Raw genomic sequence first — 12,045 nt, 5'->3', positions numbered from 1 at the left:
ACAAGTTAGGTAGCTTCGGTGTTCGGCCGTTCAATTCGCATATGTAATAACGGAAATGGATTACCTTGACCGTCAATTTCTGAGCGGTTAAAAACTTCAAATCCCAAGTGCTGATAGAAACCCACCCCTTGAACATTTTGTTCATTAACATCAAGTTCATTGATACCTAATTTGCTAATAGCAAAATTCAGCAATGTCTTGCCGATGCCTTTGCCACGGGAATCTAGAGAGATAAACAACATTTCAACTCGATGCTGATCAACGCTAATAAAACCTTCAATTTCGTGTTTATCATTTATCGCTTTATAAACCGTCAGCATCGGTAAATAGGTATGCAGAATCAATGGGCGTAGTTGATTAATATGTTCGTCAGATAAAAAGTCATGTGTTGCCCGTACCGAGGCTTCCCAGATTTCGATCAGTTTATTGAAATCGGCCTTTATCGCTTGCTGAATTCTCATATTCATTTTTCTTAATCTTTTATTTCTCTAAACCGATGATGAATTAACGCTATCACATTTGTTGTGATGGATCGCTTCAGATATTACTCAGACTTAGCCGTTATTCCTATCCATTATTCTTATCAGAATCTTATGCTGTCTGTTTTGTGATCTATTTCATGAAACAAAGGAGAGAATTCAATCTATTTGGTCTAATATTACTTTTTATAGATAGTTGAATTTTAACCAATTTGGTTAATTGAACAATCAAGCAACACTAAACTTTAAAACCTAAAAAAACAATGCGAGATTCTCCCTGTTGCTAACTATAATGAGGTATTGGTTAATCAGAAAGGGATTGAGTCATATCTCATTAACGTAGTTTCTATTTGGATTGATCATTTCAGTTGAGCGGCTAGTTCAATGATAAATATAAAATAACTTCTTGAGGATCATATTAATGAAAAGGGCATTTATATTTGCACCAGGCATGTTAGCACTTTCGATAAGTGCAATTTCGAACGCACACACTTATGACCATCTATATGTTTTTGGTGATAGCTTGAGTGATGGAGGAAATAAAGGTCGATATATGATCAATGGTACAACCAGTCAGTTGTATAACGATTTTATTGCTCAATATTTAGGGACTAAACTGACCCATTCCCAAAATGGGGGGACTAATTATGCAGTGGGTGGAGCGACTGCTGTTCCTGATTTAAACAAAGATAACAATACTCAAAATCAAGTAGATAATTATCTGGCAAGCCACGGTGGTCGTGCTGATCCTAATGGCATGTATGTTCACTGGATTGGTGGTAATGATCTTAAAGCTGTCATGTTAGGAGGCGATCCGAAAATTGTTAGAAATAGTGCGATGAACGCCTCGGCACAGGTGCATAAACTTCTTGATGCGGGAGCTGGGATCGTCATTGTACCTACTGTTCCCGATCTCGGAAAAACACCCATGATTATGAAAGCCGTCGTCTCTCAGGGACTCACTAAGCTCCCGATTTCTCTCACTCCTGACCAGGTTGAGGAATTAAAGGATATGATCCGTGCGGGCACTAATGAATATCCAACCATAAATGAAGATATTCGCTCTCAAGTTATCCAAGGGATCTTTGAAAAGCTTGCGACTAGGGCTTCAAAGGGAGATGCTAAAACAGCGGAAGAATATAAGCGACAATTACTTGATAAGTATAACGAAACAAGCAGCAAAGCCTCAGGATTGGTTGATAAGTACAATGAATTAGAAGATACCGCACTTAGCAAGAAGGGCGGCAATATTGTTAGGGTTGATGTTAATGCACTTTTACATGAAGTCATTGATAATCCTTTACGTTACGGTTTTTCCAATACCTTAGGCTATGCTTGTGTTCGGGATAAGGAGGCTAATTCTTGTCGTTCTGATGATACCGGTTTTGATGCCAGTAAATCCTTTTTGTTCTCTGATGATTTTCATCCGACTCCAGCCGCACAGCGTATGATTGGTGAGCAGACTATTTCAATCCTTAATGCTCCACATCAGGTTATGTCACTGACGAATACCAATAATGTGCCGGTGAAGGGGGCGCTTGCCTCTCTTGACGGCCGTTTGCAACAGCTACGCAGCGTGGGTAATGAGCAGAGTAAAATAGGCGTATTCGGTGGTTATAGTGGAAATCACAACAGTACATTGACACTGGGTAGTGACTATCAACTCACGGATAATATTTTGTTAGGCGGGATGATCTCGCGTTATCAGGATAAACGCTCAGTTAATCATTTCCGCGCTGATGGCCGTGGTTATCTATTCACCACTTATGGCTTATGGCGTTACTACGATAAAGGTTGGATTAGCGGCGATCTTCACTATTTGGACATGAAATATGAGGATATTACGCGTGGTATCGTGCTCAATGAGTGGCTGCGCAAAGAGCATGCTTCGACTACCGGTCATCAGTGGGGAGGACGCATTACCGCGGGTTGGGATATTCCGCTGACATCTACGGTGATGACCAGCCCGATTATCCAGTACGCTTGGGATAAGAGTTATGTTAAAGGTTATCGTGAATCAGGTAATAGCAGTACGGCTATGCATTTCGGTGATCAACGTTACGACTCACAGGTTGGAACATTAGGCTGGCGTTTTGACACCAATTTTAGTCGTTTTAACCCCTATGCTGAAGTTCGGTTTAACCATCAGTTCGGCGATAAGCGTTATCAGATTAGTAGTGCCATTAACTCAACTGAGACATCTTTCGTGAGTAAAAGCCAAAAGCAGGACACCAACTGGCGTGAATACGTTATCGGTATGAATGCTGCTATTACAAAAGATTGGGGCGCTTTTGCGTCAATATCACGCAATGATGGTGATGTTCAGAATCACACTTATGCGTTCAGCTTAGGTGTTAATGCCAGTTTCTAATTTCTGGTTAAAAGATACAAGTTGATAAAACAGTAGCGCCCTGTTTGTCGCACTTGTCGCAATAGTGTGGTTATTGTCGTAGTAATGCCCGACAAAGTGATCGGGCATTTTTCGTGATGATTGCCTCATATCTTGGGTTGTTTATAAATATCCGGCCGAACAATTTGCCAAACAAAGTTTTCTTCGTTCACTGGGGAATAACCCATTTTTTCATACAGCCACGGTGCCATCGAAGTGACAAGCATAATATGACGAAGTTGTGCTATTTGGGGATGTTCCAGGCAACATGTCATTAGCCAGCGCCCTAATCCCAATCCTCGATAGCCATCTAAAATAAAAACATCACTAAGATAACCAAAGGTTGTGAAGTCAGTCACGATACGAGCAAATCCTATTTGCTGAGTATTTTTATATAGACCAAAGTTCAAGCTATTTTCGATCGACAGCTTAACTGTCTCCTTGTCGATTCCTTCTGCCCAAATGGATTTCGTTAAAAACTGCTGTATGATCATAATATCTAATTTATTCTTATCTGTAGTGACAACATATCCATCCTTTTCCCAACGATGCAATTTTTCCATGCCAGGCTTCCTCTTAAGATAAAATGATAATAATGGGTTATGATATCTCTGTGCTTGAATGTTTTGCCGAGACTTTTGTCATGGAAAGAATATAGCGATTTGAATGAATAACGCCATAGGGCCGTATGTTGCTTCTTCAAGTTTTCGACTATATAGACAGGCCCTTTTGTACAGAACAGACATCCATTTATTCAGAATTGTTTGACATTAGATAGACTTAATTTTGTCTTCCGATATATACCATCGGAGAGAATTCTTAATGGGAGACGGAGTTACCATAACTAATCCTTTGTTAGCCAGTTTCAATAACAGATAACGTGCTTTGTAGATGGTGAAATCGCATTGTTCCGCTACATCACGCGTACTAGGCCATGATTCTGGTGGGGGAGCCGCTTGCATTTTCCGAATAGTACATAATTCGGATATGACATTGAGTATTTGATCCGTCTGGGAAGGTTGAGTCGAATCTTTCCGATTTTCCATATTAACTCCAGGCTTTATTGAACCCAGTTGGATATCTTGAACAATTATACCTGTCATCTTTCAAGTTGCTTCTTTGTTGGCTGCACTCACTCACCCCGGTCACAGAGTTATCTATGCTCCCGGGGATTCGCTCCCTTGCCGTCGCGATGCATCTTGAAATCCATTGGGTATAGGATAATCCAACGGTTAATTTCAACACATGAGGGCAATCTGAATGCTCTAGTCATAAAGAATTGCCGGGTATATCCTGTTTTGTCAAGGTTGGTTTTTATACTATGCAGAACGATTATATCGAAAAATTGAAATTTTAGATCTTTTAATTTGAAAAACAAATTGCATAAAGTATTTTATTCTTATATAGATATAATTTGCGACACTATAGATCGCAAATGATCGGATTGAAATGTTATCTAAGTATTTTGTTGTGAAATTATTTGAATTTGTATTTTTTGTTTTTATTAATTGAATTATTCTGTAATACTTGAAAGGTCGATAAGGTCATTGTTCATATATAAATATTTTTTATGATTTATTACTGGCATTAAATTTTTTCTCATCTTCATAAGATTAAAATAGGATTGATAATGAAATTATTTATTTAAAATATATTGTTGTTCTATGCTGGTATTGATTGTTATTAGATAATCGTAATAATTCGAAATGAAACTGAATAAAATTATAATAGCGGCCATGTTGATATTGGGTGTTGTTTCTATTGCATCTATAGCAAATAAAGCTGATCGAAGTTATATTACAGTGACCTTTAATGGTGCTATTATTGCTATACCTTATTCTACCGGGCAGGGTCTTTTTGGTAAAAGTGTAAATTCTGGGGAAATTTCCAACGTAATATTGAAAAGAGCAAGAGCTTCAATTCATAAGAGTCTTGAGAATCAATTGGTAAATTGCAGATCACAACCAGTAGTTCATCAGTTATTATCCCGGGCAACATTGAAAGTATTACTGGCTTTACCGTGGGTAGCTAATAAGACGGATAAATCTCCGAAGTTGTGCCAGCGAAAGAAGCTTCATATATTCAGATTAATGATAAATTTTACTTTTTAATAGCGATTTATTGATTATGAAAAAGTAAGGTCTGATTATTTTCAATAAAACTTTGGTGTTTAAGTTATCCCCATTATATGATTTTTTATTCATAATATCTCTCAATATTAAATTATTTTCACATCAGTCTTATCCTCTTTTTTATATTAATATAAAAAAGAGGATAAGTGGAATAGATAAAAAAGATTTGAATTTTAATTCATTTTTTCCAATGATATAGTTTAAATAAGTAAATTAGAATGATTTATTCAGTCTATAATTAATCTTATAAGTTTGTAATTGAATCATTTATTCATAAAAGTAATTGATTTATTGGATATTAGTTGTATATTGCCTGAGTAATAATATTGATATTTTTAATAAATTAATTCTATTGTATAAATAAGCAATATGTCTGTTAGATAAATATCAGTAAATATTAATTGAGAAATATTCTTGTAATAGATCATCTGTAAACAAAATTAAACATTAATAACGTGATTTTATTGTTGATTTATGTTAACAATTATAAAGATAAGATATCTACTTTAATGTTAATTTTTCCTTGCTAATTGCTAGTGAGTGTAGCCAACAAAAACAAAGAGGTAACTTGAAAGATGACGGGTATATATACCCAATAGATTTCAAGATGTATCGCGACGGCAAGGGAGTGAATCCCCGGGAGCATAGGTAACTATGTGACCGGGGTGAGCGAGTGCGGCCAACAAAGAGGCAACTTGAAAGATGACGGGTATAGGCTTTTAACCGTTTAATAACGTTGTAAATACCTGCTTTCCTTTAGCATTGATTGTTATCTGTTCTGTTAAAATAGTGATTTTGGTTTTGTATTTTCTAACGAAAAAAGCATGAAAAATAACAAAAACGTGAACAAACATGGCAAAACATCGTTTTTCGGACAACATTTTTTTGAGCTGTATATGGATCATGTGGAGCATTGCTCTGGGATTCTATCTGGCTGGTAATTTTTTTGGCTGTGCAGTGACAGCGATTCTCTCTTTTTTGGCTCTAATATTTTTCTTTATTCACATGAGGTCGAGATTAAAAACTATGTTTGGAAAAAAAGCAGAGGCAGCGGCTGTCGAGCCGGTATCTCAATTTGTTGATGATAAAAAGAACGCCGGTGCAGAAGCTCGTCGTTGCACGATTGTTGCCAAGAGCTCGGTATTTAAGGGCGATATTGATGTAGAAGGTGATATACAAATCTGGGGCAAAGTGATTGGCAATATCCGGGTGAAAGAGGGGGCGATCCGCATTATGCATGCTGGACGGGTCGAAGGTGAACTTAGCGCGCCAGAAATCATTATTGATGGTGACGTTGTGGGGACGTGCTGTGCAGCAACGTTGGATATTCTTGAACATGGCGAGCTGCGTGGAATCAGTCGTTGCAGCAGTATGTCTATCAAGCGCGGAGGCCTGTTTTTTGGGCAATCGGAACAGGTTGAAAACAAAACAGCATCCGAACGTGTTGTACCAATAAAAGATACCAATAATGATAAATCTAAAGATAAGGCCGCGGTAAAAACAAGTGCCTGATAAACCAGGCCCGTGTGACATCTGATTCAGAGACTTTTGGCACGGGCCACTTCCTTTTTAGTTTAAATTACGTTGTTCCATTTCCTCTTTAGTTTGCTCATTCTGGCAATCTATACCCTATGGATTTCAAGATGCATCGCGACGGCAAGGGAGTGAATCCCTGGGAGCATAGATAACTATGTGACCGGGGTGAGCGAGTGCAGCCAACAAAGAGGCAACTTGAAGGATAACGGGTATATACCCTATAATTGTTTTAATTACTCTGATTGAAGTATGTGGTTTGTCGCATAGTAGGTATCCTGTTTGCTAACTAATATTGAGGGAGAATAGGGTTATGGTGTTGGAAACAGACAGGTTAATTATGCGTTCATGGAGAGAAGAGGACAGATTACCATTTTATCATTTGAATAGTAACTCAGAAGTTATGGAATATTTTCCTGCCACTTTGACGATGGAACAGAGTAATACTATGGTGGATAGGATTATCCAAAGATTTGAGCAGCAGGGTGGTTGGGGATTATGGGCTGTAGAGCTGAAAGAGACCGGGGATTTTATTGGTTTTGTCGGTTTGAATATTCCTGTGGCGGAATTACCGTTTTCACCTTGTATCGAAATTGGATGGCGTCTTGATAAGCCATTTTGGGGTAAAGGTTACGCTAGTGAAGCCGCACGTAAAGCATTGGATTTTGCTTTCACCCAATTAAAACTTGAGGAAATAGTTGCATTTACGACAATTTCCAATTTGCGATCTCAAAAAGTTATGAAGCGGCTTGGCATGGTGAAAGATGAAAATACTTTCTTGCATCCTTCATTACCGAATGGGCATCCGCTTCATGAACATGTGCTTTACCGGATTCGTCAATAATAGCGCTATTCTCTTTTCTGGTTTTCGTTACTTTGATGCTTTATACTATTGTTGCATAGATTGTATCTTGGAAATTCAAATGAAATATGAATTAGCTGTTATGGCGGCCTTGACTAAACTAGATCATCCTAATACCCGTTCAATTGTAGAAGCGACAGGGATATCTGAACGTAAGGTGCAACAGGTTTTGCAAATATTGCAACAAGACTTAGAGGTAAAGATTAACCGTATTAGAAATGGGAAGATCAGTTATTTTGAAGTTATTTCTTGGGGAATATTTGAAAGTGGTCAGGCGATTAACTGTAAATTGATCGATTTGGATCTGGCTAAATTTAAATATTCCCGTCAGCAAGAAAAAGATATTAGAAACCAAAAGAACAGAAAAACAATAATGACAACTTATAGTGAAAAAAAACATTATTTTGACCGTGTAAAATTAAAAAACTATAGAGATAGTATGCGTCTTGAAGGGATGAATATTGTTATGAATAGTTTGCCTGAAACATCGAAAGAGCAAAAAAATCTTAAAGATAAACTAATTAGAAAATATAGTTTACAATGAGGTAGTTATGGTAGATAAATATGGAACAGGGCAAGATCCCTATACATATCCGGGCATCGATACACTTATTAATAAATTAGCTATTCGTGATCCCGTTATTCTTGAGCAGGCAGAAAGGGAACTTACTGAACTTGCTATATTGAATATTTCATTCCAGGAACCACCTTACGATTTAGTCTTTTGGCGTAAACTCCATAAACAGATATTTTCTGATTTATATGATTGGGCTGGTCAGCTAAGGATAATTGATATATCTAAAGGGGATACCCGTTTCTGTCATGCTAAATGTATTGAGATAGAAGGAAATAGGATATTTGATATGCTAGAGAATGAAAATTATCTTGTAGGATTAAACTATCAGGAACTTATTAAAAAACTTGCTGAATATTATGCGGAATTAAATGTAATTCATCCTTTTAGAGAAGGAAATGGGCGAACACAGCGACTATTATTTGAATATATTGTTATAAACTGTGGATATAAAATCTCTTTTGAGTCTATAAATGCTAAGCAGTGGATTGAAGCTAATATTTCTGCTTATCAATGTCACTATCAGCCATTAATAAGGATTTTTGAAAATTGTGTCTCTTAAATTATATAATTTTGAGATGATATAATGAATTATTTACTGGTATTTTTTATCTAAGATTTCTGGTGATTTCAACTTATGAGCTTGCCGATTAAGCATTCTACTTAATTTTGATTGAATTTATTTAAAGTGATTGACGGTTTAAAAAATATAAAATAAATAAAACCGCACAATGAAAGCGACAAGAACAAAAATATCCTTGTCACTTTGTTATTAAATATATTATTATCAATTGATTTAAAGGCAAATTGTCCAAAAGAAAAGGCTAATAATCATTACTGGCGTACATGTCTTAGCGCATTTACTCAGAGATTTCTGATTGTAATAACATAAATTTGCCGACGCGAAGTTAGGCGAGAAAGCAGTAATGCTCAATACTAAAAAACAAATTGATAGCTTTTTCATGGTTGGTACCTCATCAGGGGATTATGTAGAGTAAAATAATTTATCCTAGCTACTAATTATTGTTCAATAATAGGTAATAAGTTCTCTTTTCGTATAATTTTTTGTTGTATTGTTGAAAATCTGTTGAAGTAGCGCTGGTGGATTTGTGACAAAAGATGGGTAATAATTGCTTTTAATTAATAATAATGAATCATTCAATATTGATTTTTTGATGTTTTATCTTTAAGTATATTGTTTTTATTATTATTTTTTTGAATGGTGATACATTAATTTGATATTAATATTGTGAAAATTATAATAAAATTTTTTATTTATACGGTTGCATTCCTATTTATACGACAGGTGCAGCGGGACATCACATAAGATAAATAGTAGGAAGTGGGAAGGTAGGTTTCTGATATTATTAATAAATAACCTTTTATATTTTTCATCTTAAAAATTATTTATTAATATTAATTACTCAGTGATGATTAATCACTATTAGTGATTAATCATCATACTTCATTTAATAACTACTATAGTTAAAGTGTATTATCAATGTATGATTTATGTAATTAAATGATTTAGTCGGTAGATCTCTTTTGAAGAAAATATTAATTATTAACCTTAAGGAGAGTCCATGATTAATATCACTGAAAATACTGCCTTAAAAGCCGTAAACGGTTGGTGGAAATGTGGCGATACCGGAATAATTTATCAATGGGGATATAATCCGAAAGGAGGTCCTGGACAAATTACAATAACGTATCCAATCCCGTTTCCTACAGCGTGCTTATCTATGCAAGTTAGCGTTTATTCCAATGCGATTCCTGCGGATAACTATTCAACAGTTTATGAATTTAATTCTACCAGCGCTGTAATCGGGCGTGATAACTTAGGTTCGTATTGGTTTGCAATAGGATATTAAGTAATATGTTATTACGGAAAGAATTAATATATTCTAGCTTTGGAATTGAAGAGAAATTATATTGAAAGCTACTTGGTAAACTGCTCCCATAATATTGGATATCAATCAATACATAGGGAGCAGTTTTTATAGAGTGTTCGCCGGAAATTAAATTAACTACTGTCCGTTATTATCCGGTTGAGTATGAGGGAAAAAAGACTACGGCTAGAAAAATGGTTCACTTAGACATAATATTCATTGAGATAGATATTTTTACTAAGGATTGTAAAGAGTTATTAAGTGATGATGAATATCATGAATTTAAGTAATGCCTTGTAGATAACTCCACGGCTGGAAATATTTTCAACGTATTGTTGCATAAGGGATGATACCATTTTCTGAGACTTGCTCTTAAGCTTTTGGAATAAGGATTCTATACGTCTATAATTATCGTTTACTACGTGGTTGTAAGGTTAAGAATAGTGATTTAACATGATATATAGTGATGCATTATGACTGTTTATGACTTACTATAACTAATTATTTGATAAGGTAGAACGTCATGAATCTATCATTAAGACATTGTTTAGCAGGAATTTTATCTGAAGAGGTGCTATCGGTTTCTTTATTCGCTGCTGATCATGTGGATTCTAGGAACGACGGTGCGGTATGTTTAGCTTTAAGGTAAGTGAAATTATCTATGATCTGGATGATTTGAAAGCTCAATATCAAGAAAGAAGAGAGATTGTTGATTCATTCGCTAATGAAATTAGCCAATATTATTTAAATCTCCTAAGTCTTGATGAAAGTCAAGTTCGTGGTATTATGTTTCAAAGATAGACAATCAGCTTCGGCCATTGGTTCAGGGCATACGTGATCGCCGTGCCGATGGCACTTTTCGGTAACTCGTCAAGAAGAATGGCGGGGGGTTCCCTTTTAAGGGTTGCGCTATTGTTCACGTAGTGAGCTATCCCACCTGTTAAGCCTTTTTTATTATGTGTATTAATCTAATTCCAATACTCTATTACATAATAAATACGCAATTGCCATGTCAAGCGAAAACATCCGCGATCAATAAAGAGGGTAAAGATTCCATTTAAGACCTATAGCTAGCTTTAGATTTTAATATTTTTATGCTGTGATTAAATCCATTATACTGCAAGAAATTAATGATGTCATTCTCTTTGAATTTACTCTTTGGACCTAATATTATTTCTGAAATGGCATGTTTGGGGAAGGTAAATTCATAGTAAGATGTTAATTGATCATTGGATATTCTGTAAGAAAAACAAGAAATGAGGATATATCTGAGATCTATAGCAAAGGCCAGATTTGAGATAACTCGTCTTAATGATTTTTTTCGTCAATTATTTACTTTACCTAAGATTTATAAAAGCGATATAAATAAAGCTGCTCTATCAGAGTTGGCTGCCTATACAACCAAAAAGATTGAGTCTGGGAATTTTTCATTTACTGGGTGATAAATGGAACAAGTGGGCGTATTAGTAAATGAATATACAAGGAAAGATTTTTTGATGACGTCTTCCTAAAGCATCCAGATCTTGAGCAGGCTATTCTGCAAGATTTTAAGCACTATAAAGAAACTGGAGAAGTCCCTGATTATTTTGGTAGGGATGTTGCCTACACTCAGCCAGAAGCAGCATATAAATCATGTATGATGCATATTCATCTTTGTTTTCCGCCTGATTCATTCCCTACAAATAGGGTCCAGTGTTATAGAACGTGTAAATCAAATAGCCCAGAAAATGATGCTTGTCTGGTATATGTTCAAGGTTTATTGGAAGAAAACAAATATTCTTTATTAGCAATAATGTATCCTGATGCTCACGGAAAAGCTAGAAATCCCAAGATAATGAGTTATCTGGCAAGAATAGCGCAGGATTTCAGAGATAATAACTAAACCCGTCCAGTACGGTTTTTTTCATATTTGGCCGCTTAATTGCGGTTTTTTATTTCCATAGGAATCGAAAATGCGAACTTGTTCACTTCTGCTTGATACCGAGTCATGGGATTTAATGTTAGATGATTCTAGAAATATCGCCATTACTGATAATATCTATTCTGTAGCGCAGGATGTTGCTAGAGTAATCTGGAAGAAAAAGCCTCCAGGTATTCCTACGAACGGAAATACAACTCACACAATTGTGGATGATGAAAACTATGTTCAGCCTTATCCCGAATATGAAATTAACTATGTGATACCAG

At 35.8% G+C, this 12,045-nt stretch carries 13 protein-coding genes and 1 pseudogene; 10 read left to right on the top strand and 4 right to left on the bottom strand.

Annotation, left to right across the window (positions count from 1 at the left end; genetic code table 11):
* Positions 1-5: 5 nt before the first annotated feature.
* Positions 6-461 (bottom strand): GNAT family N-acetyltransferase, encoded by a 456-nt coding sequence (locus tag AACQ38_RS11970; RefSeq protein WP_041381049.1) that lies wholly within the window; start codon positions 459-461, stop codon positions 6-8.
* Between the two features lie 439 nt (positions 462-900).
* Here AACQ38_RS11970 and AACQ38_RS11965 point away from each other — a divergent pair, with 439 nt between their 5' ends.
* The gene (locus AACQ38_RS11965; RefSeq protein ID WP_058588897.1) at positions 901-2,850 is read left to right on the top strand and encodes an autotransporter outer membrane beta-barrel domain-containing protein; all 1,950 of its coding nucleotides are present in this window, start codon (positions 901-903) and stop codon (positions 2,848-2,850) included.
* Between the two features lie 125 nt (positions 2,851-2,975).
* Here the strand turns inward: AACQ38_RS11965 and AACQ38_RS11960 are convergent, their stop codons facing one another.
* The 3 genes from AACQ38_RS11960 to AACQ38_RS11950 all read right to left on the bottom strand — a co-directional run bounded on the left by AACQ38_RS11960 (position 2,976) and on the right by AACQ38_RS11950 (position 4,113).
* Positions 2,976-3,431: a GNAT family N-acetyltransferase gene (locus AACQ38_RS11960; RefSeq protein WP_011147689.1), complete on the bottom strand. Its 456-nt coding sequence runs from the start codon at positions 3,429-3,431 to the stop codon at positions 2,976-2,978.
* 207 nt (positions 3,432-3,638) lie between these two features.
* Positions 3,639-3,914 carry a FaeA/PapI family transcriptional regulator gene (locus AACQ38_RS11955; protein WP_011147688.1) on the bottom strand — a complete coding sequence of 92 codons (276 nt, stop codon included), beginning with the start codon at positions 3,912-3,914 and terminating at the stop codon, positions 3,639-3,641.
* A 1-nt stretch (position 3,915) separates the two neighbouring features.
* Positions 3,916-4,113 carry a hypothetical protein gene (locus AACQ38_RS11950; protein ID WP_165578213.1) on the bottom strand — a complete coding sequence of 66 codons (198 nt, stop codon included), beginning with the start codon at positions 4,111-4,113 and terminating at the stop codon, positions 3,916-3,918.
* A 461-nt stretch (positions 4,114-4,574) separates the two neighbouring features.
* Here AACQ38_RS11950 and AACQ38_RS11945 point away from each other — a divergent pair, with 461 nt between their 5' ends.
* The 9 genes and pseudogenes from AACQ38_RS11945 to AACQ38_RS11905 form a co-directional block, all read left to right on the top strand.
* Positions 4,575-4,979: a hypothetical protein gene (locus AACQ38_RS11945; RefSeq protein WP_011147687.1), complete on the top strand. Its 405-nt coding sequence runs from the start codon at positions 4,575-4,577 to the stop codon at positions 4,977-4,979.
* Positions 4,980-6,026: 1,047 nt separating this feature from the next.
* Positions 6,027-6,512, top strand: a complete 486-nt coding sequence (locus tag AACQ38_RS11940) for a bactofilin family protein (protein ID WP_228957339.1) — start codon at positions 6,027-6,029, stop codon at positions 6,510-6,512.
* 334 nt (positions 6,513-6,846) lie between these two features.
* Positions 6,847-7,377: a GNAT family N-acetyltransferase gene (locus AACQ38_RS11935; protein WP_011147685.1), complete on the top strand. Its 531-nt coding sequence runs from the start codon at positions 6,847-6,849 to the stop codon at positions 7,375-7,377.
* Between the two features lie 79 nt (positions 7,378-7,456).
* Entirely contained in the window at positions 7,457-7,939 is a 483-nt protein-coding gene (locus tag AACQ38_RS11930; RefSeq protein ID WP_011147684.1) for a YhfG family protein, read from the top strand.
* 7 nt (positions 7,940-7,946) lie between these two features.
* Positions 7,947-8,531, top strand: a complete 585-nt coding sequence (locus AACQ38_RS11925) for a putative adenosine monophosphate-protein transferase Fic (RefSeq protein ID WP_113025041.1) — start codon at positions 7,947-7,949, stop codon at positions 8,529-8,531.
* A gap of 1,021 nt (positions 8,532-9,552) precedes the next feature.
* Positions 9,553-9,840, top strand: coding sequence for a gp53-like domain-containing protein (locus AACQ38_RS11920; protein WP_165578212.1), 288 nt, complete (start codon positions 9,553-9,555; stop codon positions 9,838-9,840).
* Positions 9,841-10,488: 648 nt separating this feature from the next.
* Positions 10,489-10,659, top strand: coding sequence for a hypothetical protein (locus tag AACQ38_RS11915; RefSeq protein ID WP_165578211.1), 171 nt, complete (start codon positions 10,489-10,491; stop codon positions 10,657-10,659).
* 673 nt (positions 10,660-11,332) lie between these two features.
* Entirely contained in the window at positions 11,333-11,740 is a 408-nt protein-coding gene (locus AACQ38_RS11910) for a type II toxin-antitoxin system YafO family toxin (RefSeq protein ID WP_165578250.1), read from the top strand.
* A 70-nt stretch (positions 11,741-11,810) separates the two neighbouring features.
* Positions 11,811-12,045 (top strand): annotated as a pseudogene (locus AACQ38_RS11905) (hypothetical protein); the annotation flags it as partial.

Source organism: Photorhabdus sp. RW14-46, from assembly GCF_963887965.1.
GTDB lineage: Bacteria > Pseudomonadota > Gammaproteobacteria > Enterobacterales > Enterobacteriaceae > Photorhabdus > Photorhabdus laumondii.
The sequence above is the reverse complement of the archived record's forward strand: the minus strand, read 5'-3'. Positions and strand labels throughout refer to the sequence as shown.